This window comes from Xylophilus sp. Leaf220 (genome assembly GCF_001421705.1).
Lineage (GTDB): Bacteria > Pseudomonadota > Gammaproteobacteria > Burkholderiales > Burkholderiaceae_C > Xylophilus.
Window position 1 is genome coordinate 1 of record NZ_LMKO01000004.1, and the last position, 24,408, is coordinate 24,408.

At 68.4% G+C, this 24,408-nt stretch carries 22 protein-coding genes; 3 read left to right on the forward strand and 19 right to left on the reverse strand.

The window, feature by feature from the left end; all coding sequences use genetic code 11:
* Positions 1–317: 317 nt before the first annotated feature.
* The 5 genes from gshB to ASE76_RS06425 form a co-directional block, all read right to left on the reverse strand.
* Positions 318–1,280, reverse strand: coding sequence for a glutathione synthase (gshB, locus tag ASE76_RS06405; RefSeq protein WP_055836555.1), 963 nt, complete (start codon positions 1,278–1,280; stop codon positions 318–320).
* Positions 1,281–1,327: 47 nt separating this feature from the next.
* The gene (locus tag ASE76_RS06410) at positions 1,328–2,503 is read right to left on the reverse strand and encodes a benzoate/H(+) symporter BenE family transporter (protein ID WP_055836558.1); all 1,176 of its coding nucleotides are present in this window, start codon (positions 2,501–2,503) and stop codon (positions 1,328–1,330) included.
* Positions 2,504–2,589: 86 nt separating this feature from the next.
* Positions 2,590–4,464 (reverse strand): potassium transporter Kup, encoded by a 1,875-nt coding sequence (locus tag ASE76_RS06415; RefSeq protein WP_055836738.1) that lies wholly within the window; start codon positions 4,462–4,464, stop codon positions 2,590–2,592.
* A 191-nt stretch (positions 4,465–4,655) separates the two neighbouring features.
* Complete coding sequence (gshA, locus tag ASE76_RS06420) at positions 4,656–5,948, reverse strand: glutamate--cysteine ligase (RefSeq protein ID WP_055836560.1); 1,293 nt, start codon at positions 5,946–5,948, stop codon at positions 4,656–4,658.
* Positions 5,949–6,166: 218 nt separating this feature from the next.
* The gene (locus tag ASE76_RS06425) at positions 6,167–7,447 is read right to left on the reverse strand and encodes a glutamate-5-semialdehyde dehydrogenase (protein WP_055836563.1); all 1,281 of its coding nucleotides are present in this window, start codon (positions 7,445–7,447) and stop codon (positions 6,167–6,169) included.
* A 98-nt stretch (positions 7,448–7,545) separates the two neighbouring features.
* Here ASE76_RS06425 and ASE76_RS06430 point away from each other — a divergent pair, with 98 nt between their 5' ends.
* Positions 7,546–8,283: an ABC transporter substrate-binding protein gene (locus ASE76_RS06430; protein WP_055836566.1), complete on the forward strand. Its 738-nt coding sequence runs from the start codon at positions 7,546–7,548 to the stop codon at positions 8,281–8,283.
* A gap of 232 nt (positions 8,284–8,515) precedes the next feature.
* Here ASE76_RS06430 and holA read toward each other — a convergent pair whose 3' ends face one another.
* The 7 genes from holA to ASE76_RS06465 form a co-directional block, all read right to left on the reverse strand.
* Positions 8,516–9,604: a DNA polymerase III subunit delta gene (gene holA / locus ASE76_RS06435; protein WP_055836569.1), complete on the reverse strand. Its 1,089-nt coding sequence runs from the start codon at positions 9,602–9,604 to the stop codon at positions 8,516–8,518.
* The gene (gene lptE, locus ASE76_RS06440) at positions 9,604–10,104 is read right to left on the reverse strand and encodes an LPS assembly lipoprotein LptE (protein WP_055836572.1); all 501 of its coding nucleotides are present in this window, start codon (positions 10,102–10,104) and stop codon (positions 9,604–9,606) included. The genes holA and lptE overlap by 1 nt, the downstream gene beginning before the upstream one ends.
* Positions 10,105–10,282: 178 nt before the next feature.
* Positions 10,283–12,961, reverse strand: a complete 2,679-nt coding sequence (leuS, locus tag ASE76_RS06445; RefSeq protein WP_055836575.1) for a leucine--tRNA ligase — start codon at positions 12,959–12,961, stop codon at positions 10,283–10,285.
* A gap of 85 nt (positions 12,962–13,046) precedes the next feature.
* Positions 13,047–13,490 carry a biopolymer transporter ExbD gene (locus tag ASE76_RS06450; protein ID WP_055836578.1) on the reverse strand — a complete coding sequence of 148 codons (444 nt, stop codon included), beginning with the start codon at positions 13,488–13,490 and terminating at the stop codon, positions 13,047–13,049.
* A gap of 9 nt (positions 13,491–13,499) precedes the next feature.
* Complete coding sequence (locus tag ASE76_RS06455; protein WP_055836582.1) at positions 13,500–14,153, reverse strand: MotA/TolQ/ExbB proton channel family protein; 654 nt, start codon at positions 14,151–14,153, stop codon at positions 13,500–13,502.
* A 19-nt stretch (positions 14,154–14,172) separates the two neighbouring features.
* Positions 14,173–15,003, reverse strand: a complete 831-nt coding sequence (gene dapB, locus ASE76_RS06460) for a 4-hydroxy-tetrahydrodipicolinate reductase (RefSeq protein WP_082448091.1) — start codon at positions 15,001–15,003, stop codon at positions 14,173–14,175.
* An 82-nt stretch (positions 15,004–15,085) separates the two neighbouring features.
* Positions 15,086–15,643: an outer membrane protein assembly factor BamE gene (locus ASE76_RS06465; RefSeq protein ID WP_055836585.1), complete on the reverse strand. Its 558-nt coding sequence runs from the start codon at positions 15,641–15,643 to the stop codon at positions 15,086–15,088.
* 135 nt (positions 15,644–15,778) lie between these two features.
* On the opposite strand from ASE76_RS06465, the gene fur reads away from it, so the two are divergent.
* Positions 15,779–16,210, forward strand: coding sequence for a ferric iron uptake transcriptional regulator (gene fur, locus ASE76_RS06470; RefSeq protein WP_055836588.1), 432 nt, complete (start codon positions 15,779–15,781; stop codon positions 16,208–16,210).
* Positions 16,211–16,285: 75 nt separating this feature from the next.
* Here fur and hprK read toward each other — a convergent pair whose 3' ends face one another.
* The 3 genes from hprK to hpf form a co-directional block, all read right to left on the reverse strand.
* Entirely contained in the window at positions 16,286–17,242 is a 957-nt protein-coding gene (gene hprK / locus ASE76_RS06475) for an HPr(Ser) kinase/phosphatase (RefSeq protein ID WP_055836591.1), read from the reverse strand.
* A gap of 44 nt (positions 17,243–17,286) precedes the next feature.
* The gene (locus tag ASE76_RS06480; RefSeq protein ID WP_055836594.1) at positions 17,287–17,754 is read right to left on the reverse strand and encodes a PTS sugar transporter subunit IIA; all 468 of its coding nucleotides are present in this window, start codon (positions 17,752–17,754) and stop codon (positions 17,287–17,289) included.
* 100 nt (positions 17,755–17,854) lie between these two features.
* Positions 17,855–18,184, reverse strand: coding sequence for a ribosome hibernation-promoting factor, HPF/YfiA family (gene hpf / locus ASE76_RS06485; protein ID WP_055836597.1), 330 nt, complete (start codon positions 18,182–18,184; stop codon positions 17,855–17,857).
* Between the two features lie 464 nt (positions 18,185–18,648).
* Between hpf and corA the strand changes: the two genes are divergently transcribed.
* Entirely contained in the window at positions 18,649–19,635 is a 987-nt protein-coding gene (corA, locus tag ASE76_RS06490) for a magnesium/cobalt transporter CorA (protein ID WP_055836599.1), read from the forward strand.
* 194 nt (positions 19,636–19,829) lie between these two features.
* Here corA and ASE76_RS06495 read toward each other — a convergent pair whose 3' ends face one another.
* The 4 genes from ASE76_RS06495 to ASE76_RS06510 form a co-directional block, all read right to left on the reverse strand.
* Positions 19,830–20,654, reverse strand: coding sequence for a 5'-methylthioadenosine/adenosylhomocysteine nucleosidase (locus ASE76_RS06495; RefSeq protein ID WP_082448113.1), 825 nt, complete (start codon positions 20,652–20,654; stop codon positions 19,830–19,832).
* Between the two features lie 114 nt (positions 20,655–20,768).
* Positions 20,769–22,442 (reverse strand): long-chain-fatty-acid--CoA ligase, encoded by a 1,674-nt coding sequence (locus ASE76_RS06500; RefSeq protein ID WP_055836602.1) that lies wholly within the window; start codon positions 22,440–22,442, stop codon positions 20,769–20,771.
* 136 nt (positions 22,443–22,578) lie between these two features.
* Complete coding sequence (locus tag ASE76_RS06505; protein ID WP_055836605.1) at positions 22,579–24,063, reverse strand: NAD(P)(+) transhydrogenase (Re/Si-specific) subunit beta; 1,485 nt, start codon at positions 24,061–24,063, stop codon at positions 22,579–22,581.
* Positions 24,060–24,398 carry an NAD(P) transhydrogenase subunit alpha gene (locus ASE76_RS06510; protein ID WP_055836608.1) on the reverse strand — a complete coding sequence of 113 codons (339 nt, stop codon included), beginning with the start codon at positions 24,396–24,398 and terminating at the stop codon, positions 24,060–24,062. Before ASE76_RS06510 ends, ASE76_RS06505 begins: the two co-directional genes overlap by 4 nt.
* Positions 24,399–24,408: the final 10 nt, after the last annotated feature.

The window sequence follows — 24,408 nt, forward strand, 5'->3', positions numbered from 1 at the left end:
TACCGTCTCCGCTGCGATCAGCAGAGCCTCAAATTCTAGCACGGTTTTTTAAGTACCGTCAAACTTTTTTTGCTTTCCGCCTCTTTCAACCATCCCGCCGCACACACCACCGAAGTAGCACCGCAACCAGACCGCCGAATTCTGCAGAGCCTCGAATTATATACCGGAAATCCGGGGCGTCTCAAGATCTTGCGATCAGGAGACAATTTCTTCGGCTCTTTGCAGCTGTCGGCAAGTTGTTGAACCCGCCCTTCGCTGCAAGGGAGGTGAACTGTAGCACAGCTATTTGCGGCGCCGGCCTACAGACATGCAAAAACTTATTTCGTGGGTGTGACAGCCATCGCCACCTCCAGTGCGTCGACGAACATGGCGGCTACGTCGAAGCCCGTCTGCTGCTGGATTTCCTGGAAACAGGTGGGGCTGGTGACGTTGATCTCGGTAACGCTGTCGCCGATGACGTCCACGCCCACCAGCAACAGGCCGCGAGCGAAGAGCACCGGGCCCAGCGCTTCGCCGATCTCCCGGTCACGTGGGGAGAGCGGTTGCGCCACACCCTTGCCGCCCGCGGCCAGATTGCCCCGCACCTCCCCGCCCTGGGGGATGCGGGCCAGGCTGAACGGCACCGGCTTGCCGCCGATCACCAGCACCCGCTTGTCGCCCTGGGCGATGGCCGGCAGGAATTTCTGGACCATGACCGTCTCGGCCCCGTCGCGGTTCAGCGTCTCGATGACCGAACCGAGATTGAGCCCGTCGTCCTTCACGCGGAAGATGCCCATGCCGCCCATGCCGTCTAGTGGCTTCAGGATGATGTCGCGGTGCTCGGCATGGAACGCCCGTACCGCCGCTGCACTGCGGGTGACGAGCGTCGGCCCGATGAACTGCGGAAATTCGAGGATCGCCAGCTTCTCCGGATGGTCGCGCAGTGCCCGGGGCTTGTTGAAGACGCGGGCGCCTTCGCGCTCGGCCTGCTCCAGCAGATGGGTGGCGTAGAAGTATTCGGAGTCGAACGGCGGGTCCTTGCGCATCAGCACCGCGTCGAAGCTGCGCAGTGGCTGCGGGGTTTCGGCGGCGGAGGCCTCGAACCAGTCGGTGGCGTCGCCGGTCAGCCGCAGGGTGCGCACCTGCGCCTCGACGACACCGCCGCTCTGCCACGCCAGGTCCTGCGGTCCGCAGGCGGCGAGCGTGTGGCCCCGACGCTGTAGCTCCCGCATCATCGCGAAGGTGGTGTCCTTGTAGATCTTGAAGGACTCGAGCGGATCGGCGATGAAGAGGATGTGCATGGCGGGCGGTTGGGAGACGTGGCGGGTGAACGGTGTGCGCGGCAGCGCTAGGCGGGCGGCCGCGACCGGTATTGTTGTACCAGCAGCGCCAGCGCGCCGGCGACCACGCCCCAAAAGGCCGAGCCGATGCCGGCTATTGCCACTCCGCTGAGCGTGACCAGAAAAGTGATGATGGCCGCTTCACGGTAACGCTCGTCCTGCAGCGCCGTCGCCAGCCCGCCGGCGATGGTGCCGAGCAGCGCCAGCCCGGCGATGGCCGCGACCAGTTCGGCCGGGAACGCGGTCAGCAGCCCGGCGACCGCGCCGCCGAAGATGCCGATGGCGACATAGAACACGCCGCAGGCCACGGCCGCGGTGTAGCGCCGGTCCGGATCGGGATGCGCCTCCCGCCCCATGCACATGGCGGCGGTGATGGCGCTGAGGTTGAGCGCATACCCGCCGAAGGGTGCCAGCAGCAGCGTGGCCACTCCGGTGAGGGTGACGATGCGCGAGATCGGCAACGCATAGCCGGCGGCGCGGATCGCCGCCACTCCCGGCAGGTTCTGCGACGCCATCGTCACCACGAACAGCGGCAGCGCCAAGCTGACGACCGCCTGCCAGCTGAACACCGGCGCGACGAAGACCGGACGCGCGATGCTGAAGTGCAAATCGCCGAAGGCGAGCTGGCCGCGCAGCGCGACGTACGCCACCGCCACCACCAGCGTGAGCGGCACCGCATAGCGCGGCACCAGCCGGCGGGCCAGCAGGTAGGCCAGCAGCATCAGCAGCACCAGCGGCAGCGCGGTCTGCGCCGCGGTGAACGCCTGCATGCCGAAGCGGGCAAGCACGCCGGCCAGCAGCGCGGCGGCGATCGCCATCGGGATGCGGTTCATCACCCGCTCGAACCAGCCGGTGGCGCCGGCCACCACGATCAAGGCGGCGCAGACCATGAAGGCCCCCACTGCCTGACCCATGCTGAAACCCGCGCCGGCCGAGGCCAGCACCGCGGCGCCAGGCGTACTCCAGGCGACCATGACAGGCTTTCGCCACCACAGCGACGGCAGCGCCGAGCACAGCCCCATGCCGAGGCCGAGCGCCCAGACCCACGATGCGATCTCCTCGGGACCGGCACCGAAGGCGCGGGCCGCCTGGAACACGATGGCCACCGAACTGGTGAAGCCGACCAGCACTGCCACGAAGCCGGCCGTCACCGCCGAAACGCTCAAGTCCCTGAAAAACCGCATGGCCCCGTTCGCCCCCCGATACATGAAGGAAAAATAGCCAGGGCCGGCGCAGATCGCCGACCTCTAGCTATTGATTTAATAGCAGGTCAGATTTCGATCTTCGAGCCCAGTTCCACCACCGCGTTGTTGGGCAGGTGCAGGAAGTCGGCGGCGCCGCTGGCGTTGCGGTGCATCTGGGCGAAGAGCTTCTCGCGCCAGGTGGCCATGCCGCTGCCGATGGTCGGGATGACGGTGTCGCGCGAGAGGAAGTAGCTGGTGACCATCGGATCGAGCTCGCAGCCCTGGCCGCGCATCTTGGCCAGCGCCTTGGGCAGGTCGGGGTCGTTCTTGAAGCCGTAGTGCACCACCACCTGCCAGCAGTCGTGGCCGAGCGATTCGACCTCCAGCCGTTGTTCGGGCGCGATCCAGGGCTTCTCGTGGCTGCGCACGGTGACGAAGAGGTTCTGCGCATGCAGCACCTTGTTGTGCTTGAGGTTGTGCAGCATCGCGTTGGGCACGGTGCCGCGCTCGGCCGTCAGGAACACGGCGGTGCCCTCGACCCGGGTGGGCGGGCTGACGAAGACCGCCTCGAGGAAGACCGGCAGCTCGATCGCATCGGCGCGCATCTTCCTGTTGAGGATCGCGCGGCCGTCCTTCCAGGTGACCATCAGGGTGAACACCGCGCCGCCGATCATCAGCGGGAACCAGCCGCCGGCGAAGAGCTTGAGCATGTTGGAGCTGAAGAAGGCCAGGTCGATCACGAAGAACATGCCGGTCGAGGCGATGCACAGCGCCAGCGGATAGCCCCAGCCGTAGCGGATCACGAAGAAGGTGAGGATGGTGGTGATCAGCATGTCGAGCGTCACCGCGATGCCGTAGGCCGCCGCCAGATTGGTGGAGGAGCGGAACAGCACCACCGCCAGCACGATAGCGACGAACAGGCCCCAATTGACGAACGGGATGTAGATCTGGCCGGCCTCGCGCACGCTGGTGTGCTGGATGTTGAGGCGCGGCAGGTAGCCCAGCTGGATCACCTGCTTGGTGATGCTGAAGGCGCCCGAGATGAGCGCCTGCGAGGCGATCACCGTCGCCATCGTCGCCAGCAGCACCAACGGCACCAGCGCCCAGGCGGGCGCCATGCGGAAGAACGGGTTCTCGACCGCCGTCGGATCGGCCAGCAGCAGCGCGCCCTGGCCGAAGTAGTTGAGGGTGAGGCAGGGCATCACCACGCTGAACCAAGCGAGCCGGATCGGCCGCTTGCCGAAATGGCCCAGGTCGGCGTAGAGCGCCTCGGCGCCGGTCACGCAAAGCACCATCGCGCCCAGGATGATGAAGGTGATGCCCGGGTGCTGCCAGATGAACTGCAACGCGTAGTAGGGGCTCAGCGCCTTCAGGATCTCGGGGTGGCCCATGATGTGCATCACGCCCAGGGCCGCGATCGCCAGGAACCAGACCAGGGTGATCGGCCCGAAGAACTTGCCGATGCCGCCGGTGCCGCGCTTCTGCACCGCGAACAGCACGAAGAGCACCACCAGGGTCAGCGGGATCACGTAGTGGCGGAACTCGGGCGAGACCACCTCCAGGCCCTCGACCGCCGACAGCACCGAGATGGCCGGGGTGATGACCCCGTCGCCGTAGAAGAGCGAGGTGCCGAAGATGCCCACCAGCAGCAGCACCTTGCGCAGCTTGGGCTTGTCCTTGACCGCCTGCGAGGCCAGGGCCAGCATCGCGACCAGACCGCCTTCGCCGTTGTTGTCGGCCCGCAGCACCAGCACCACGTACTTTAGGGCGACGATGACGACCAGCGTCCAGAAGAACATCGACAGGATGCCGTAGATGTTCGCGTGGGTGAACGGCACGTGCCCGGTGTGGAAGACTTCCTTGACCGCGTAGAGCACGCTGGTGCCGATGTCGCCGTAGACGACCCCGATGGCCCCCAGTGTCAGCGCGGGAAGGGAGGATTTGGTCGACGATTCAGACACGGCGGTCGCGGTGGCGGCGACCTGCCGTGCAACGGCGCTGCCGCGGCCCGTGCGGCACACCGTCGAGGTTGCTGGGGGACCGCTATTGTGCGCCGTGCCGCACTGCAAAGGGGCATCCGCCCCGCCATGTTGCGGCGCAACAACCGCAGAAAATGCCGCCTGGCTGCCGCCGGACCGGGCCGCCTTGCGGGCTATTCGTAGACTTCGGCGTCGGGGTCGGTCGCTTCCATCTCGTAGCTGGCCGCGAGCATCGCCAGACGGCCGACCACGCCGTACATGTAGAAGCGGTTGGGCGCGTCTGCCGCCGACTTGCCGCCCGGCTGCAGCAGGTGGGCGCTGTCGTCGAACTCCAGCGGCTGGTAGCGGGCGCCGGGCGCGTTGAGGTTTTCGTCGACACCCCGCTCGCCGTGCACCCGGTAGAAACCGCCGACCACGTAGCGGTCCATCATGTAGACGACCGGCTCGGCCACCGACTTGCCGATGCGCTCGTTGGTCAGCACGCCCTCCTGGATGATCAGGTCGGCCTTGGTGCCGGCCGCATCGCCCGGCGCCGCTTCGCGCGCCTTGCGCACCAGGGCGTCGAGGTCCTTCACGTCGCGCACCGTGGTCACGCCGCGGCCCGAGGTGCCGTTGTCGGACTTGACGACGACGAAGGCGCGCTCGTTGATGCCGTATTCCTTGTACTTGCGCTTGATCTTGGCCAGCAGCGCATCGACGTTGCTGGTCAGGCACTCGATGCCCGCGCCGTGGGCCAGGTCGACCTCGCCGCAGGTGTTGAACATCGGGTTGATCAGCCACGGGTCGATGCCCAGCAGCTTGCCGAAGCGCTTGGAGACCTCTTCGTAGCTGCGGAAATGGTGGCTCTTGCGGCGTACCGACCAGCCGGCGTGCAGCGGCGGCAGCAGGTACTGCTCGTGCAGGTCTTCCAGGATGCCCGGCGCGCCGGCCGAGAGGTCGGTGTTGAGCAGGATGGTGCACGGGTCGAAGTGCTGCAGCCCCAGCCGGTGCTGGCTGCGCACCACCGGCTCGAAGGTGAGCCGGTCGCCGTTGGGCAGCGTCAGCTCGGTCGGCTCCTTGATGTCGGGGTTGACCGAGCCCACCCGCACGTTCAGGCCCGCCAGGTGGAAGATGCGCACCAGCTGCGCCACGTTCTGCAGGTAGCCGGGGCTGTCGGTGCGGTTCTCTGGGATGACGAGCAGGTTGCGCGCTTCGGGGCAGATCTTCTCGATCGCCGCCATCGCCGCCTGCACCGCCAGCGGCAGCATCTGCGGCGTGAGCTGGTTCCAGCTGCCGGGGAACAGGTTGGTGTCGACCGGCGCCAGCTTGAAGCCGGCGTTGCGCACGTCGACCGAGCTGTAGAACGGCGGCGTGTGCTCCATCCATTCCAGGCGGAACCACCGCTCGATGGCCGGCATGGAATCGATCACCCGCTGCTCGAGTTCGTTGATCGGGCCGGTGAGTGCCGTGATGAGATGCGGAACCATGCGGCCCTCTGTTGTTATGGGAGCGTAATAACCAAACGAATTGTAGGAATATGAGGCCGCCCGGCCGGTGTGCAAGAGTAAGCCACGCACGGCGTCCGAGGCGCGCCCACAGATGAGACACCCACCCACCCCAGGGCGACCGCGGATCCGGCTCCGCCGGTCCGCCGGTAGCGCCCCCCTTTCCAAAGGGGGGAGGCGCCGCAAGGCGACTCGGGGGGTTATCCCCTAGTTTGGCCGTCGCCCAGCACCACCCATTTGAGCGAGGTCAGCCCCTCCAGCCCCACCGGGCCGCGCGCATGGAACTTGTCGGTGCTGATGCCGATCTCGGCGCCCAGCCCGTATTCGAAACCGTCGGCGAAGCGGGTGCTGGCGTTGACCATGACGCTGGCCGAGTCCACCTCGCGCAGGAAGCGCTGGGCGTGTACATGGTCGCGGGTCAGGATGGCGTCGGTGTGGTGCGACGAATAGCGGTTGATGTGGGCGATCGCCTCGTCCACGCCGGCGACGACCTTGATGCTGATGATCGGCGCCAGGTACTCCTCCGACCAGTCGGCCTCGGTAGCATCCACCAGATGGGCGCCCGGCACCCCGGCCAGCAGCGCGCGGGCCTCGGGGTCGCAGCGCATCTCGACGCCCTTGGCGGCGTATACCGCGCCGATGGCCGGCAAGAAGGCCGCCGCCACGCCGCGGGCGACCAGCAGGCCCTCGCTGGCGTTGCAGGGGCTGTACTTCTGGGTCTTGGCGTTGTCGGCCACCTTCACCGCCATCGCGATGTCGCAGGGGTCATCCACATAGGTGTGGCAGTTGCCGTCGAGGTGCTTGATGACCGGCACCTTGGCCTCGCGGCTGATCCGCTCGATCAGGCCCTTGCCGCCGCGCGGGATGATCACGTCCACATGCTCGGGCATGGCGATCAGGTGGCCGACGGCCGCGCGGTCGGTGGTCGCGACCATCTGCACCGCGTCTGCGGGCAGGCCCGCGTCTTCCAGGGCCTGCCGCACCAGCGCGGCCAGGGCCTTGTTGGAATCGATCGCCTCCGATCCGCCCCGCAGGATGGCCGCGTTGCCGCTCTTGATCGACAGGCTGGCCGCCTCGATCGTCACGTTGGGCCGGCTCTCGAAGACCATGCCGAACACGCCCAGCGGCACCCGCATCTGTCCCACCCGGATGCCGCTGGGCTGCTGGCGCATGCCGGTGATTTCGCCGACCAGCTCGGGCATGGCGGCCAGCTGGTCGCAGCCCTGGGCCACCGTCTCCAGCACCTGGGGCGTGAGGCGCAGCCGGTCGACCATCGGCGCGGCCAGGCCGGCGGCCTCGGCGCGGGCCAGGTCCTTGGCGTTCTCGGCCGCCAGCGCAGGGCCGCTCTCGCGCAGCAGCCGGGCCAGGGTGCGCAGGGCGCGGTTCTTGGTGGCGGTGTCGGCGCGCGCCATCGCGGCCGATGCGGCGCGGGCCTGCAGGCCGAGGGTGTTGACGTATTCGGCGATGTTCAGGGCATTCATGGGGGTATTTTCCCACGCCGCACCGATCCCGACGGCGCGGCGGTCCGGCACCGGCGCCCCGTTAGCATGGCGGTCCGACCCACCGACTGGAGCCTTCCATGCCCGCATCCCCGGCCCTGCGCGCCGCCTTCACCCCCACCGGCCGGCTGCGCGCCGCGATCAACCTGGGCAACCCGATCCTGGCGGGCACCGACGCGGCCGGCCAGCCGGCCGGCGTGTCGATCGACCTGGCCCGGGGCTTCGCCGAGCGCCTGGGCGTGGCGCTGGAGCTGGTGGTGTTCGACACCGCCGGCAAATCGGTCGACGCGGTGACGGCCGAGCAGGCCGACATCGGCTTCTTCGCGATCGACCCGGTGCGCGGCGCCGGCATCGCCTTCACCGCGGCCTATGTGCTGATCGAGGGCAGCTACCTGGTGCGGGACGGTTCGCCGCTGCAGTCCAACGACGAGATCGACTGGGCCGGCCACCGCGTCGCCGTCGGCAAGGGCAGCGCCTACGACCTGTACCTGAGCCGCGCGCTGAAGGCGGCCGAGATCGTGCGGGCACCCTCCTCGCCCGCAGTGGTCGATACCTTCGTCGCGCAGAACCTCGACGTGGCCGCCGGCGTGCGCCAGCAGCTGGAGGCCGACGCGCGCCGCCTGCCCGGCATGCGGCTGCTGCCGGGCCGGTTCATGGTGATCCAGCAGGCGATGGGCCTGCCGAAGGGCCGCGGCGCAGAGGCGGCGGCGGAACTGGCGGCCTATGTGGAAGAGCAGAAGGCCCACGGCTTCGTGGCCGAGGCACTGGCGCGGCACGGCATCCAGGGCGCTTCGGTCGCGCCATCCGAAAAAGGGTGAGAGAACCTACTGCGCGGCCCGATTGCGCACCTGCGGTCCTCACCGTACGAGAGTACGGCTCCGGTCCTCGGCGCACACTCGGGCCGCTCGCTACGGTTCTTTCACCCTTTTTTGGGACGGCGGTTCGATTCCTGATTTCATAGCTGGATGCCATGGTGCAGAAACGGTTTCAGATACAAATGGTTCTGGAACCGTCGATGGACGGCGACCGACAGCTATCAAAAAAGTAGCATCAGTTGCGCGCGCGCGGTGCGGGCCCGGCGCACACCCGGCACAGCTGCTGCGCCAGCCGGTGCAGCGCCTGCCAGCCGTTGCGCGGCCAGCCGTCCTGCGGCAGGCCCTTGACGATGCCGTCGACCTGGTGGGCCGACTGCAGCAGCCGGGCCAGCATCCGCGCCTCGACGCGGGGCAGCACCCGCTCGAACAGCTTCTCGCGCACGCCCCAGATGCGCTGCTCGCGCATCGCCATCGGCAGCGGGCGGCCGGCGTCCACCGCGTCCTTCACCCGCTTCAGCGCGCGGATGTCCTCGGCCAGGGTGTAGTGCACCAGCACCTCGGCTTCACCCTCGGCCTGCAAACCGTCGAGCATCCGCTGCACCCGGGCGGGCTGGCCGCCCAGCACCGCCTCGGAGAGCTTGAACACGTCGTAGCGGGCGACGTTGGCGACGGCCGCCTCGACCTGCTCCAGCGTCAGCACCCGCGGCGCGCCACCGGGCTCCGCCGGGTGGAGCAAGGCGAGCTTCTGGATCTCCTGGTGGGCGGCGAGCAGATTGCCCTCGACCCGGTCGGCGAAGAACTGCAGGGTGCGCTGGCCCTCGTCGCCCGGCGCCACCTGCTGGCCCTGGCGCTGCAGCCGCTGGGCGATCCACTGCGGCAGCGCGCCGCGCTCGACCGGGTCGATCTGCACCGACACGCCGTGCTGCTCCAGCGCGCCGAACCAGGCGCCGGTGCGGGTCGCCTTGTCGAGCCGCGGCAGCATCACCAGGGTGATCGTGCCCTCTTGCACGGCGGCGTTGGCGGCGAGCTGCTGCAGCGCCGTGCTTCCGTCCTTGCCGGGCTTGCCCGAGGGGATGCGGATCTCGACGATCTGCCGGTCGGCGAACAGGCTCAGCGAGCCGCCGGCGGCCAGCACCTCGCTCCAGTCGAAGTGCGCACCGGCGACGGTGTAGACGGTGCGCTCGGCCGGGCCCGCCGCCCGGGCCGCGGCGCGGATCGCGTCGGCCGCCTCCTGCTGCAGCAGCGGCTCGTCGCCGTGCAGCACGTACAGCGGCCGCAGGCCCTTCTGCAGGTGGGCCGCCAGCTGGGCGGGGGCGAGCTGCATCAGGGCGTGAGCGTCTTGATCGCCGCCAGGCGCCGCATGATCTGCTGCACCGCGTCGCTCTGCATGTTGCGGTAGATCAGCTGCGCTTCGGCTTCCTTGGCCAGGGCGAAGGTTTCGTCGTAGCTCTGGTCCTGTTGCAGCAGGATCTCGGTGGAGGGCAGCAGCTCGATGTCGCTCGGGGTCCGCACCCGGAACCGCACCCGGGTGCGCAGCTGGAACTCGCGCACCTGGCCGCTGGAGTTGTAGCCCAGCACCACCCGCTCGCGCTGGTCCTGCAGGATCTCGAGGATCGCGTCGGCACTGTCGCGCGCCGCGGCATCGCGGATCACCCGGACCCGGTCGCCGGCTTCCAGGTTGCGTCGCAGCTCGATGCCCAAGGGAGAGCCGGTCGAGAGGTAGATCGTCGAGAAAGCGAAGTTGGGCGCCTGCCGCAGCTTGAAGCCACAACCCGCCAGGGCGAGGCCGGCCAGCGGCAGGAGAACGAGTGCGCGGCGTTGCATGGGAGCTTTCAGTTTCATGTCGATTTTCAACCCCAACTCAGCATCGTGTGCATCGCCCGCATCCCGCGCCCCATCATCCGGGAACACCGCGGAGCGGGCTTTGCCGGGCCGCTGGTGTTGCCCCCGGTGAGGGGGTTGGCGTAGCGACACGCAGTGCGCGAAGACTGGGGAAGGTCCATCAGATCACGATGTTGACCAGGCGGCCGGGCACGACGATGACTTTCTTGGCCGACGCGCCGGGCGCGAACTTCTGGAAGTCCTCGCAGGCGAGTGCGGCCTTCTCGATCTCGGCCTTGCCCGCGCCGGCCGGCACGCGCAGCGCGCCGCGCAGCTTGCCGTTGACCTGGAGCATCAGTTCCAGCTCGTCCTGGACCAGGGCCGCGGCATCGACCTGGGGCCAGGCGGTGTCGAGCAGGTCGCCCAGTGCGGTGGCGTAGCCGAGGTCGGACCACAGGCCGTGGGCGATGTGGGGCGTCGCCGGGTAGAGCACCCGCAGCAGGATGCCGAAGCCTTCGATCAGCGCCACCTCGGCGCCGGGCGTGCCGACGGCCTTGAAGTCCTCCAGCGCGTTGAGCAGCTTCATCGCGCCGGAGACGACGGTGTTGTACTGCATGCGCTGGTAGTCGTAGTCGACCTGCTTGAGCACCGTGTGCACTTCCAGGCGCAAGGCCTTGGCAGCGGGGCCGAATTCGACGTCCTTCAGGCTGCTGGCCAGCGCGGCGCTTCGGCCTACCGCTTCCAAATCCATAGCACCAAGCTTGGCGCCGAAGTTCCAGACCCGGCGCAGGAAGCGGTAGCTGCCCTCGACCGCCGCGTCGTTCCACTCGAGCGTGGCTTCGGGCGGCGCGGTGAACATGGTGTAGAGCCGGGCGGTGTCGGCGCCGTACCTGCCGATCAGCTCCTGCGGGTCGACGCCGTTGTTCTTGGACTTGGACATGGTGCCCACGCCCTCGTAGTCGATGGCGGTGCCGGCCGGCAGCGCGCCGACGGCCTTGACCAGCTTCGCGCCGACCACCTTGCCGGTCTCGTCCTGCACATGCTCGACGTCGTGCGGCCAGAAGTACTCCTTGCCGCCCTTGTCCGTGCGGCGCGAGTAGATGTGGTTGAGCACCATGCCCTGGGTCAGCAGCTTGGTGAAGGGCTCGTCGATCTTCACCAGCCCCAGGTCGCGCATCACCTTGGTCCAGAAGCGGGCGTAGAGCAGGTGCAGGATCGCGTGCTCGATGCCGCCGATGTACTGGTCCATCGGCATCCAGTATTGCGCGCCGTCGCCGACCATCGCCTGGTCGTTCTTCGGGTCGCAGTAGCGCATGAAGTACCAGGACGAATCGACGAAGGTGTCCATCGTGTCGGTCTCGCGCCGGGCCGGCTTGCCGCAGACCGGGCAGACGACGCCGGCGTGGAACGCCTCGGACTTGTGCAGCGGGTTGCCGCTGCCGTCGGGCACCAGGTCGACCGGCAGGACCACCGGCAGGTCGGCCTCGGGCACCGGCACCGCGCCGTGCTCGTCGCAGTGGATGATCGGGATCGGCGTGCCCCAGTAGCGCTGGCGGGAGACGCCCCAGTCGCGCAGCCGCCAGGTGGTCTTCTTCTCGCCCAAGCCGCGCACCTGCAGGGCGTGGGCCACCGCATCGACCGCCTCCTGGTAGGGCATGCCGCTGAAGGTGTCGGAGTTGACGGTGACGCCTTCGGTCTTGTCGGCGTACCAGTCGTGCCAGTGGTGGTAGTCGTAGTGCTCGCCGTCGACCAGCACCACCTGACGGATCGGCAGGCCGTACTTGAGGGCGAAGGCGAAGTCGCGCTCGTCGTGGGCCGGCACGCCCATCACCGCGCCGTCGCCGTAGTTCATCAGCACGTAGTTGCCGACCCAGACATCGACCGGCTCTTCCATGAACGGGTGGGTCACCGTCAGGCCGGTGCGCACGCCCTTCTTCTCCTGGGTGGCGAGCTCCGCCTCGGTGGTGCCGCCGGCCTTGCATTCGGCGATGAAGGCGGCGACCTCGGGGTTGGTCTTGGCCGCATGCAGCGCCAGCGGATGCTCCGGCGCCACCGCGCAGAAGGTCACGCCCATGATGGTGTCGGCGCGGGTGGTGAAGACGTACATCCGGCCGTCGCCGATCAGCGCGCCGGTCTCGTCGGCGATCGTGTGCGGGAACGCGAAGCGCACGCCGGTCGACTTGCCGATCCAGTTCTCCTGCATCAGCTTGACCCGCTCGGGCCAGCCGGGCAGCTGCGTCTGCACATGGCCGAGCAGTTCTTCGGCGTAGTCGGTGATCTTCAGGTAGTAGCCCGGGATCTCGCGCTTCTCGACCACCGCGCCGGTGCGCCAGCCCTTGCCGTCGATCACCTGCTCGTTGGCAAGCACCGTCTGGTCGACCGGGTCCCAGTTGACGACCTGGGTCTTGCGGTAGGCGATGCCCTTCTCGAGCATCTTCAAAAACAGCCACTGGTTCCACTTGTAGTAGGCCGGATCGCAGGTGGCGACCTCGCGCGACCAGTCGATGGCCAGCCCCATCGCCTGCATCTGCTGCTTCATGTAGGCGATATTGTCGTAGGTCCACTGCGCGGGCGGCACGCCGTTCTTGAGCGCGGCGTTCTCGGCCGGCAGGCCGAAGGCGTCCCAGCCCATCGGCATCAGGACGTTGTAGCCCTTCATCCGCAGGCTGCGGGTCAGCATGTCGTTGATGGTGTAGTTGCGCACATGGCCCATGTGCAGCTTGCCGCTGGGGTACGGCAGCATCGAGCAGGCGTAGAACTTCGGGCGCGCGGCGTCCTCGGTCACGCGGTAGGCGTCGGCGGCGGTCCAGTGGCTCTGCGCGGCGCGCTCGACCTCGGTATGAAGGTATTTGTCTTGCATGGAAGCTGGAGGATTCGGCGCCTGCCGGGACGGCAATGCGCGGCCCCGCCGCGGGGCGACGAGCAACGACGGGATTTTAGGGGGCTTACCCGCCGGTGGCGGGTGCGGGTGCGGCGGGCGCCGGCTCGGCCATGAAGCCGATGCGGGTCAGGCCGGCCTTCTGGGCCAGGCCCATCACCTCGACCACCCGGCCGTAGGGCACGCCCGCATCGGCGCGCAGCTGCAGTTCGGTCTGGGCGTTGGCGCGCATCGCCGCGGCGAAGCGGGCCGCCAGGGCCGGGTCGTCGGCGGGCTGGTCGACCAGGAAGGCCTTGCCGGCCTTGTCGATCACCACCACCACCGGCGCCTCGACCGTGGCCGGCGCGGCCGAGGCGGCCTGCGGCAGATCGAGGCGGATGCTGCTGGCCAGCAGCGGCGCGGTCAGCAGGAAGATCACCACCAGCACCAGCATCACGTCCACCAGGGGCGTGACGTTGATCTCGCTGATCGGCCCGCCGGAGGCGTTGCGGTCGAGTCGTCCGAAGGCCATGGCGTGCGCCTAGGAGCCGGCGGCCACGGTGCCGGGCAGGTCGCGCAGGTCCTGCGCGAAGCCTTCGAGCTCGGCCTCGATCCGCGCGATGCGGCGGCCGAAGAGGTTGTAGGCCAGCACCGCCGGAATCGCGACCGCCAGGCCGGCGGCCGTCATCACCAGGGCCTCGCCCACCGGGCCGGCGATCCGCTCGATGGTGATCTGGCCAGCGCCGGCGATATCGACCAGCGCATGGTGGATGCCCCAGACGGTGCCGAGCAGCCCGATGAAGGGCGCCACCGCGCCGATGGTCGCCAGCAGCACCTGGCCGAACTGCAGCCGGACCGAGGCGGCCTGCAACGCGCCGCGCAGCACCCGGGTGCGCTGCTGCGAACTGTCGCCGGCATGCGCCAGCGTGGCACCGGCCATCGGTGCGCCGAGCGCCGCCAGGAAGGGCGTGACCAGCGCGTGCCGGTCGAAGGCCGGGGCCGCGCCCCGCGCCGCATCGAGCGTGGGCGACTGCCAGACGCAGGCCACGGTGCGGACCACGTCGCCGCCGGCGCGCCGCAGCATCCAGGCCTTCCAGGCGATCACCACCCAGCTGGCCACCGACAGCACCAGCAAGGACAGGGCCACGCTGCGCGACACGGTGTCGCCCTGGGCCAGAAAACGTGCGATTCCCATTTTTTAAGCTCCTGCCGCGTCAGCCCTGCAGGCCCAGTACGTCGAACATGTCGAACAGGCCGCTCTCGTGCCCGGCCAGGAAGCGCGCCGCCCGCAGGCTGCCCTGCGCATAGGTCGAGCGGCTCGCCGACTTGTGGGTGATCTCGATGCGCTCGCCGGTGCCGGCGAACAGCACCGTGTGGTCGCCGACGATGTCGCCGCCGCGGATCGTCGCGAAGCCGATCGAGGACGGGTCGCGCTCGCCGGTCACGCCCTCGCGGGCGTAGACCGCGCACTCCTCGAGCGAGCGGCCCAGCGCGCCGGCGATCACCTCGCCCATCTTCAGCGCGGTGCCCGAGGGCGCATCCACCTTGTGGCGGTGGTGGGCCTCGACGATCTCGATGTCGTAGCCGGTGGAGAGCGCCTTGGCCGCCATCTCGAGCAGCTTCAGGGTGACGTTGACGCCGACGCTCATGTTGGGCGCCATCACGATCGGGATCTGCTGCGCGGCCGAGCCGATGTCGGCCTTCTGCGCTGCGGTGAAGCCGGTGGTGCCGATCACCAGCGCCACGCCGCGCTCGCGGCAGGCGGCCAGGTGGGCCATCGTGCCTTCGGGGCGGGTGAAGTCGATCAGCACGTCGGCGTCGGCGATCGCGGTGGCGATGTCGGCGGTGATCGCGATGCCGCTGGCGGTGCCGAGGAAGGCCGAGGCGTCGGAGGCGATCGCGGGGCTCGAGGGGACGTCGAGCGCACCGGCCAGCACGCAGTCGCCGGACGCGCGCACCGCTTCGATCAGCATGCGGCCCATGCGGCCCGAGGCGCCGGCGATCGCCACGCGGATGGGTTGAGGGGAAGAAGGCAACGCACTCATGCGAAATCCTGAAAGAGAGATATCGGGAACCGTACGGCGACGGCGGCAGGACCGCCGTTCGCGGCCCGCCGGGCGCCGCGGATCAGGGCCGAGCGTCGAGCGACGGGTAGCGGGTCGGCAGCGGCGGCTCGGCCGCTTCGGAGGTGGCCGATTCGGGCTTGGGCGCCTTGGGGCCGGGGAATTTCTTCAGCTGGTCCTCGGTCGCCTCCAGCACCGGCACCTTGCCGGAGGCCCGGTTGCGTGTGTCGAGCGATGCGACGAAGTCGGCCTCGCTCGGCATCTCGTCGCCCTCGAAGCGCTCCAGCAGGTCGTTCTTGAAGAACAGGCTGAGTTTGCGCGGCTGGGCTTCGACGCCCGGGCGCTTGATGGTGAAGACGTAGTCCCAGCGGTCGGCATGGAACACGCTGGTCATGAGCGGGGTGCCGAGCACCTCGCGCACCTGCAGCCGGCTCATGCCGTTCTGCAGCGCGGCGACCTGCTCCTTGGAGACGAAATTGCCCTGCACCACCTCGATCTTGTAGGGCGTGATCACGCTCGCGATGCGATTGCTCGCGCTGTCGAAAGAGCCGCAGGCCGGCAGGACGACGCACGCTGCAGCGGCTGCGCCGGCAAGCGCGACGCGTCGGAAAAGATCAGGCATGTCTGGAGGTGCTGGCGATATGATCGAACCATTGTAGATGCAGGCCACGCCCGGCCCTGGCCGCAGCGCCCTGCAGACGCCCGCGCGGCCTCTGCGCACCGAACCCGAACCGACTGCCTTGGAGACCTGCAGCCCATGCCCACCAACATCGACGACCTGAAGAGCACCGGACTCAAAGCCACGCTGCCCCGCCTGAAGATCCTGGAGATTTTCCAGAAGAGCATCGAGCGCCACCTGACCGCGGAAGACGTGTTCCGGGTGCTGCTGGAGGAGCGATCCGACATCGGCCTGGCCACCGTCTACCGGGTGCTGACCCAGTTCGAGCAGGCCGGCATCCTGAGCCGCCGCCATTTCGAAGGCGGCAAGGCGGTCTACGAGCTTAACGAGGGCGAGCACCACGACCACCTGATCTGCACCACCACCGGCAAGGTCGAGGAATTCCACGACGCCGAGATCGAGAAGCGTCTGCAGGCCATCGCCAAGGCCCGCGGCTGGGTGCTGCAGGACCACACGGTGATCCTGTTCGGCCTGTCGCCGGACGCTGCCGCCAAGCAGACGCAGCGCTGAGGCCGCCGCCGTACGGATTACGGCGCAAACCGTTGCTGCGCGATCGGGCCGCGCAGCAGGATCGCCCCCGCTGTCTCAGTCGGGCTCGCCGCGTTCCATGGCGCGCTGGTGGCGCTCCACGAATTCCTGATACGTGTCAATCCCACGCAGCTGCAGGATGGTGTTGCGCACCGCCGCCTCGACCAGCACGGCGATGTTGCGGCCTGCCACCACCTGGATCACCGCCTTGCGCACCGGCACCGCCAGCACGTCCTGGGTCAGGGGCTCGTACGGCAGGCGCTCGTATTCCCGCTCCATCGTCTCCTTGCGGACCAGGTGCACGATCAGCTTCAGCCGCATCTTCCGGCGCACCGCCGTCTCGCCGAAGATCGCGCGAATATCCAGCAGGCCGATACCGCGCACTTCCAGCAGGTTCTGCAGCAGTTCGGGGCAGCGGCCCTCGATCGTCGCCTGGTTGATCCGGTAGAGATCGACCGCATCGTCGGCCACCAGGCCGTTGCCGCGCGAGATCAGCTCCAGCCCCAGTTCGCTCTTGCCCAGGCCGGATTCGCCGGTGATCATCACGCCCAGGCCCAGGATGTCCATGAACACGCCGTGCATCGTGACCCGGTCGGCGAAGTGCTTCGACAGGTAGGCGCGCAGCACGTCGATGACGAAGGCCGCCGACTCGTGGGTGGCGAACATCGGTATCTGCGCCCGCTCGCACATCGACACCAGCGCGTCGGGCGCGGTCTGGCCGTCGGTGATGATCAGCACCGGCGGCTCCAGTGTCACGATGCGGGCGATGCGGCGGGCGCAGTCCTCGGCCGTGGCGTTGGTCAGGTAGGCGATCTCGCGCTCGCCCAGGATCTGCACCCGGTACGGGTGGATGTAGTTGAGGTAGCCGACCAGGTCGGCGCCCGAGCGTGCGGCGGATACCGCCACCGCCTCGAAGCTGCGCTCCGACGCGCCCAGGCCGGCCATCCACTCCCAGCGCAGCGAGCCGCGGAATTCCTCGAACAGGGCGTCGGCACTGACGACGGTGGGTTTCAAGCGGTCGGGCCGGTGGCGAAGACGTCAGGAAGAAGGAAGCCGGCTCAGGCGACCTGGGTCGATTGCCAGGCGCTGATGATCGCGTGCAGTTCGGCCGCGTCGACGCAGGTCTTGATCTTCTCGCGCAGGGGCGCGTCGCTCAGCAGTTCGGCGATCTCGGAGAGGATCTCGAGGTGCTTCTGCGTGGCCGCCTCGGGCACCAGCAGGAAGATGAGAAGCGCCACCGCCCGCTCGTCCGGCGCATCGAAGCCGATCGGCTGGGCCAGCTGGAACACCGCGGCCATCGGCGCCTTCAGGCCCTTGATGCGTCCGTGGGGAATCGCCACACCGTGGCCCAGGCCGGTCGAGCCGAGACGCTCGCGGGCGAAGAGGCTGTCGGTGATGAGCGCACGGCTCAGGCCGTGCAGCTCTTCGAAAAGAAGTCCCGCCTCTTCGAATGCACGCTTCTTGCTGGTGGCGTCTACGCTCACGAGCACTTGAGCGGCCGGCAATATGGAGGCGAGACGATTCATGGTGTGAGGGCGGATTATGCACATTGCACTGCAACAATCCACCCCCGGGGCCGCACGGCTGGCGCAGGCGCGCAACAGCCGGGGCCGACACGGCGCAGGCTCACATCAGCCGCTTGGGCGCCGCGTGGTGATGGTCCTGGACACGGTCCTTGTGGCGGACCACCTGGCGATCGAGCTTGTCGACGAGTTCGTCGACGGCGGCGTACAGATCCGCATGGGCGCACTCGGCGAACATGCTGCTGCCCTTCACGTTGATGTTGCATTCGGCGCGTTGGCGTCCCTGCTTTTCCTTTTGCTTCTCCACACTGAGCAGGACCTTGACGTCGACCACCTGGTCGAAGTGCCGCGAGATCCTGTCCATCTTGGCCGTCACGTACTCGTGCAGGGCGGGGGTGACATCAAGGTGATGACCGCTGATCGTCAGATTCATAAGTAGCCTCCAGGAAAACAAACTCCAGTGGAAATGACCGCCTTTCGGGGGCGGAACGAACTCATGTGTGCCGGCAAATCCATGATGCGCCCCGGTCCGGCAGAAATCAATCGCGAACGGCTTCGCAAGCGGCGCCGTGCAGCGCCAAGCCTTTGATATTCAACGCGATTTTGCGGTTTTCACGGGAATGTAAAAAACCGCGGTAGCCACGGAATGCGGGCCAATACCCGATGCGGAAGCGGGGTTGCCCCGTACCGCGGCCGGTGGCGCGCGCAGGCACCGCTTCGGGGCGCCGGCGAATGCTGCAGTGCCATAATCCCGGCCTGACTTTTTCAGACACAAGCACCTTGGAATCCCTTCCCAGTCGGTAGCTTTCAACTCCAGTGGCGCGCCCTGCGCGGCCGGGGGTTGGAAGCCTGCCCCCGCCCCCACAAGACCGATGCAACCCGCCACGGGAGTTCGCCATGCTCAACATTTTTTCGCTCGTCAACGGCCGGCTCGTCCAGGAAGAGATCGAGTCGCTCGAAGAGCTCACCCGGTTCCAGCCGATCTGGGTCGACCTGGAAGCGCCCACGCCCGAAGAGAAACGCTGGATCAAGCACCACTACGCCCTGTCGATCCCCGAGGATGCGACCGGCGAGGACATCGAGGAATCGGCCCGCTTCTACGAGGAAGACAACGGCGACCTGCATGTCCGCAGCGACTTCCTGATCGACGACGACGAGGAGCCGCGCTCGGTGCGGGTGGCCTTCATCCTCAACCAGTACAACGGCGGCAACAAGAGCCGCGGCGTGCTGTTCACCATCCACGACGAGGACGTGCCCACCTTCCGCCTGCTGCGGATGCGCGCCCGCCGCGCGCCCGGCCTGATCGAGGACGCGAAGGACGTGCTGCTGAAGCTGTTCGACGCCGACGCCGAATACTCGGCCGACACGCTCGAGAACATCTACGAGGCGCTGGAGAAGGCCAGCACGATGGTGCTGTCGGGCGAGGTGACCGACGAGCTGGCCGGCAAGGTGCTGGGCGCCATCGCGCGGCAGGAAGACCTGAACGGCCGCATCCGCCGCAACGTGATGGACACCCGCCGCGCGGTGAGCTTCATGATGCGCAGCAAAATGCTCAACGCCGAGCAGTTCGAGGAGGCGCGCCAGATCCTGCGCGACATCGAGTCGCTCGACAACCACACCGCCTTCCTGTTCGACAAGATCAACTTCCTGATGGACGCGACGGTCGGCTTCATCAACATCAACCAGAACAAGATCATCAAGATCTTCTCGGTGGCCTCGGTCGCGCTGCTGCCGCCGACGCTGATCGCCAGCATCTACGGGATGAACTTCAAGTACATGCCGGAGCTGGACTGGACGCTGGGGTATCCGTACGTGCTGGCGCTGATGGTGACCAGCGCCGTCGGCCCCATGTGGTACTTCCGCCGCCGCGGCTGGCTTGGGTGAAGAGGTGAAATAAGCTACTGCGCGCCCCGATTGCGCGCCTGCGGTCCTCACCGTACAGGAGTACGGCTCCGGTCCTCGGCGCGCACTCGGGGCTGCTCGCTACGCTTCTTTCACCTCTTCACGCGTGGTGTGGGAATCCGCGGAAAATCTCAAGAGAAAAGAGGCTGCAGCCAGCTCCGTGCGCCGGCCTCCAGCTATTCTTTTTGTAGCAAATCCAGAAAACGGCCGATGACGGCTTCGGCGTAGCGGCTGGCGACGGCAGTGACGAAGGCAGGGAAGTCGACGTGGGCGGTTTCGTCGGCGCGGTCGGAGACGGTGCGGACGGCGGCGAAGGCGATGCGGTAGTCGGCGCAGACCTGGGCGACGGCGGCGCTCTCCATGTCGACCGCCAGGGCGTCGGGCACCGCGGCGCGCAGCAGCGCGGCCTCCTGCCGCGACGCCACGAAGCGGTCGCCGCTGGCCAGCAGGCCGCAGTGCACCTGGGGCGCCTGCAGGTCGAAGCGGCCGAGGTCGGCCGCGGGCACCAGGGCGGGCAGGTCCTGCAGGGTGGCGTGGGCCGCCTGTGCCAGATGGCCGGTCAGCGCCGGGTCGGTCTCGAACAGCGCGCGGCCGTAGAGCGGGACCTCGAAGCGCGGGAACAGGGGCGATGCGTCCATGTCGTGCTGCACGCAGGCCTCGGCCACCACGATGTCGCCGACCTGCACGCCCTCGCCCAGCCCGCCCGCCACGCCGGTGAAGACGATGCCCCGCACGCCGAAGCGCTCGGCCAGCACGGTGGCAGTGGTGGCGGCGGCCACCTTGCCGATGCCGCACAGCGCCAGCACCACCGGCCGGCCGTGCAGCCGGCCCCGCACGAAGCGCCGGCCGGCATGGGTGGCGGCCGGCTGCGGGTCGGTCAGGCGCTGTTCCAGGCCCTGCTGCTCCTCGGGCAGTGCGCTGAGGATGGCCAGCGGGCGGGGGGTGTCCGAGGAGGGGAACGAAGCGGGCGCGGAGGCGCCGGGAACGGGTGCGGTGGTCATCGCGTCGATGATCGCATGCCGGTTCGCCTGCGCCGCCACCGCGGCGTCAGCGTGCCGGCGGCCCGCGCCGCGGCGCCGGCGCAGCGCCGGGTGGCGGGCCCGGCCGCAGGGCGGTCAGCGCTTGTCGCGCAGCTCGCGGCGCAGGATCTTGCCGACCGGCGTCTTGGGCATCGACTCGCGGAACTCGATCACCCGGGGCCGCTTGTAGCCGGTGAGGTTGGCCTTGCAGAACTCGGCCACCTGCGCCTCGGTGAGGGCCGGGTCCTGGCGCACGATCACCAGCTTGACCGCCTCGCCGGTCTTGTCGTCGGGCACGCCGACGGCCGCGCACTCCAGCACGCCGGGCAGCGCCGCTACCACTTCCTCCACCTCGTTCGGGTAGACGTTGAAGCCGCTCACCAGGATCATGTCCTTCTTGCGGTCGACGATGCGGAAGTAGCCGCGCGAATCGACCACGCCGATGTCGCCCGACTTGAAGAATCCGTCGGCCGTCATCGACCGGGCGGTCTCGTCTGGGCGCTGCCAGTAGCCGGCCATCACCTGCGGGCCGCGGATCGCGATCTCGCCGCGCTCGCCCAGCGGCACCTCGTGGCCGTCGTCGTCGACCAGCTTCATCTCGGTCGAAGGCAGCGGCAGGCCGATGGTGCCGGTGTAGGCGGTGCTGTTGCTCGGGTTGCAGCTGACGGACGGCGAGGTCTCCGACAGGCCGTAGCCCTCGACGATCGGGCAGCCGGTCTTCTTGAGCCACAGCTCGGCGACCGCCGCCTGCACCTGCATGCCGCCGCCGACCGACACCGCCAGGTGGCTCCAGTCGACCTTGTCGAAGTCCGGGTGGCGGGCCAGGCCGTTGAACAGCGTGTTGACCGCCGGGAAGCTGTGGAACCGGTGCCGGGCCAGCTCCTTGAGGGTGCCGGCCAGGTCGCGCGGGTTGGGGATCAGCACCGTCTTGGCGCCGACCCGCAGGCCCAGCATCATGTTCACCGTGAAGGCGAAGATATGGTAGAGCGGCAGGGCGCAGATGACGGTGGTCTGCTCGCCCTTCGGCACCTTCTGCATCGCCGGGTCGTTCCAGGCTTCGGACTGGAGCACGTTGGCGATCACGTTGCGGTGCAGCAGCACCGCGCCCTTGCTGACGCCGGTGGTGCCGCCGGTGTACTGCAGCAGGGCCACGTCGTCGGGCCCGATCTCGGGCGCGGTGAAGCGGCCGCGGGCGCCGCGCGACAGCGCGTCCTTGAACCGCACCGCGCCGGGCAGCCGGAACGCCGGCACCAGCTTCTTCACACTGCGCACCACGTAGTTGACGATGGCGCCCTTCACGAAGCCCAGCTGGTCGCCCATCGCGCACAGCACGATGTGCTGGACGGGCGTGGCGGCGATGCACTGCTCCAGCGTGTGGGCGAAGTTCTCGACGATGAAGATCGCCTTGGCGCCCGAGTCCTTCAGCTGGTGCTCCAGCTCGCGCGGGGTGTAGAGCGGGTTGACGTTGACCACGATGCAGCCGGCCCGCAGGATGGCCGCTACGGCCGCCGGGTACTGGGGCACGTTGGGCATCATGATCGCCACCCGGTCGCCCTTGGCCAGCCCCAGGCCCTGCAGGTAGGCGGCCAGCTTGCGGCTGGTGGCGTCGGTCTCGGAATAGCGCACGTCCCGGCCCATGAAGCTGTAGGCGGAGCGGTCGGCGAAACGGCCGAAGCTCTCCTCCATCAGGGCGACGAGCGAGCGGTACTGCGCCGTGTCGATCTCGTGCGGCACGCCGGCCGGGTACTGCGAAAGCCAGGTCTTGTCCATGTGTGCGGTGTCTCCTCAGCCGACCGATTGTGCAGGAAAGCACGACCGTGCTAAATGGGGGTTTCCGGGGTGGTGCGGCAGGGCCCGCAGGCCTGCCGCACCCAGGGTGGCGCTGCGCCGGCGGGTGCCGGGGAGGCTACTCGATGGCCTTGGTCATGTCCTCGACGACCTTCTTGGCGTCGCCGAAGACCATCATCGTCTTGTCCATGTAGAACAGCTCGTTGTCGAGCCCCGCATAGCCCGCGGCCATGCTGCGCTTGTTGACGATCACCGTCTTGGCCTTGTAGGCCTCGAGGATCGGCATGCCGTAGATCGCGCTGCCCTTGGTGTGCGCGGCCGGGTTCACCACGTCGTTGGCGCCCAGGATGATCGCCACGTCGGCCTGGCCGAACTCGCCGTTGATGTCCTCCATTTCGAAGACCTGGTCGTAGGGCACCTCGGCCTCGGCCAGCAGCACGTTCATGTGGCCGGGCATGCGGCCGGCCACCGGGTGGATCGCGTACTTGACGGTGATGCCCCGCTCGGTGAGCTTGGTCGCCAGCTCCTTGACCGCGTGCTGGGCGCGCGCCACCGCCAGGCCGTAGCCCGGCACGATCACCACCGTCTCGGCGTTGCCCAGCACGAAGGCGGCGTCGTCGGCGCTGCCGGACTTCACCGGGCGTTGTTCGCCGCCGCCCGCCGTCGCGGCCGCGGCCTCGCCGCCGAACCCGCCCAGGATCACGTTGAAGAACGAGCGGTTCATCGCCTTGCACATGATGTAGCTCAGGATCGCGCCCGAGCTGCCGACCAGGCTTCCCGCGATGATCAGCATGCTGTTGTTCAGGCTGAAGCCGATGCCCGCCGCCGCCCAGCCAGAATAGCTGTTGAGCATGCTCACCACCACCGGCATGTCGGCCCCGCCGATCGGGATGATGATCAGCACGCCCATCACGAAGGCCAGCGCCAGCATCGCGAAGAAGGCGGGCCAGCTCTCGGTCAGGACGAACACCAGGCCCAGCCCCACCGTCAGCAGGCCGAGTGCCAGGTTGAGCCAGTGCTGGCCGGCGAAACGCACCGGCGCGCCCTGGAACAGCCTGAACTTGTACTTGCCCGACAGCTTGCCGAAGGCGATCACCGAGCCGCTGAAGGTGATCGCGCCGATGGCCGCGCCCAAGAACAGCTCCAGCCGGTTGCCGTAGGGAATGGCGTAGCGCAGGAAGCCGTCGACCACCAGCGCGCCTTCGGCCGTCGGCACGCCCACGGCTGCCGCCACCGGTGCAGGCGTGATGCCGAACGCCCAGGGCTCGGCCACCGCGGCGATGCCGATGAAGACCGCCGCAAGGCCGATCATGCTGTGCATGAAGGCGACCAGCTCGGGCATCTTGGTCATCTCGACCCGCTGGGCCATCACGCTGCCGGCGGCGCCGCCGACCAGCAGGCCGAGCAGCACCCAGCCCAGTCCGAGCGCGCTGCCGGCCAGCGTCACGATCAGCGCGGCGGTGGTCGCCACCGCGATCGCCATGCCGGCCATGCCGAAGGCGTTGCCGCGGATCGAGGTGGTGGGGTGGGACAGGCCCTTCAGGGCCTGGATGAAGCAGACGCTGGCGACGAGGTAGAGCAGCGTGACGGTGTTCATGCTCACTGGGCAGCCCCTCCATCGGTGGTCGCCGCGGCGGGCGGGGCGGCCTTCTTTTCCTTCTTGCGGAACATCTCCAGCATCCGCCGGGTGACCAGGAAGCCGCCGAAGACGTTGACCGCCGCCAGCGCGACCGCCAGCACGCCCATCGTCTTGCCGAGCGGTGTGGTGGTGAGCGCGGCGGCCAGCATCGCGCCGACGATCACGATGGCCGAGATGGCGTTGGTCACCGCCATCAGCGGCGTGTGCAGGGCGGGCGTCACCGTCCAGACCACGTGGTAGCCCACGTAGATCGCCAGCACGAAGATGACCAGGTTGGTGAGGGTGTGGGAGATTTCCATGGCGGCGTCC

What these genes read in the sequence shown, in the direction of transcription:
- gshB (WP_055836555.1), bottom strand. Translation starts at nt 1,280, where the DNA reads ATGCACATCCTCTTCATCGCCGATCCGCTCGAGTCCTTCAAGATCTAC.
- ASE76_RS06410 (WP_055836558.1), bottom strand. Translation starts at nt 2,503, where the DNA reads ATGCGGTTTTTCAGGGACTTGAGCGTTTCGGCGGTGACGGCCGGCTTC.
- gshA (WP_055836560.1), bottom strand. Translation starts at nt 5,948, where the DNA reads ATGGTTCCGCATCTCATCACGGCACTCACCGGCCCGATCAACGAACTC.
- ASE76_RS06425 (WP_055836563.1), bottom strand. Translation starts at nt 7,447, where the DNA reads ATGAATGCCCTGAACATCGCCGAATACGTCAACACCCTCGGCCTGCAG.
- ASE76_RS06430 (WP_055836566.1), top strand. Translation starts at nt 7,546, where the DNA reads ATGCCCGCATCCCCGGCCCTGCGCGCCGCCTTCACCCCCACCGGCCGG.
- holA (WP_055836569.1), bottom strand. Translation starts at nt 9,604, where the DNA reads ATGCAGCTCGCCCCCGCCCAGCTGGCGGCCCACCTGCAGAAGGGCCTG.
- lptE (WP_055836572.1), bottom strand. Translation starts at nt 10,104, where the DNA reads ATGCAACGCCGCGCACTCGTTCTCCTGCCGCTGGCCGGCCTCGCCCTG.
- leuS (WP_055836575.1), bottom strand. Translation starts at nt 12,961, where the DNA reads ATGCAAGACAAATACCTTCATACCGAGGTCGAGCGCGCCGCGCAGAGC.
- ASE76_RS06450 (WP_055836578.1), bottom strand. Translation starts at nt 13,490, where the DNA reads ATGGCCTTCGGACGACTCGACCGCAACGCCTCCGGCGGGCCGATCAGC.
- ASE76_RS06455 (WP_055836582.1), bottom strand. Translation starts at nt 14,153, where the DNA reads ATGGGAATCGCACGTTTTCTGGCCCAGGGCGACACCGTGTCGCGCAGC.
- dapB (WP_082448091.1), bottom strand. Translation starts at nt 15,003, where the DNA reads ATGAGTGCGTTGCCTTCTTCCCCTCAACCCATCCGCGTGGCGATCGCC.
- ASE76_RS06465 (WP_055836585.1), bottom strand. Translation starts at nt 15,643, where the DNA reads ATGCCTGATCTTTTCCGACGCGTCGCGCTTGCCGGCGCAGCCGCTGCA.
- fur (WP_055836588.1), top strand. Translation starts at nt 15,779, where the DNA reads ATGCCCACCAACATCGACGACCTGAAGAGCACCGGACTCAAAGCCACG.
- ASE76_RS06480 (WP_055836594.1), bottom strand. Translation starts at nt 17,754, where the DNA reads ATGAATCGTCTCGCCTCCATATTGCCGGCCGCTCAAGTGCTCGTGAGC.
- hpf (WP_055836597.1), bottom strand. Translation starts at nt 18,184, where the DNA reads ATGAATCTGACGATCAGCGGTCATCACCTTGATGTCACCCCCGCCCTG.
- corA (WP_055836599.1), top strand. Translation starts at nt 18,649, where the DNA reads ATGCTCAACATTTTTTCGCTCGTCAACGGCCGGCTCGTCCAGGAAGAG.
- ASE76_RS06495 (WP_082448113.1), bottom strand. Translation starts at nt 20,654, where the DNA reads ATGACCACCGCACCCGTTCCCGGCGCCTCCGCGCCCGCTTCGTTCCCC.
- ASE76_RS06500 (WP_055836602.1), bottom strand. Translation starts at nt 22,442, where the DNA reads ATGGACAAGACCTGGCTTTCGCAGTACCCGGCCGGCGTGCCGCACGAG.
- ASE76_RS06510 (WP_055836608.1), bottom strand. Translation starts at nt 24,398, where the DNA reads ATGGAAATCTCCCACACCCTCACCAACCTGGTCATCTTCGTGCTGGCG.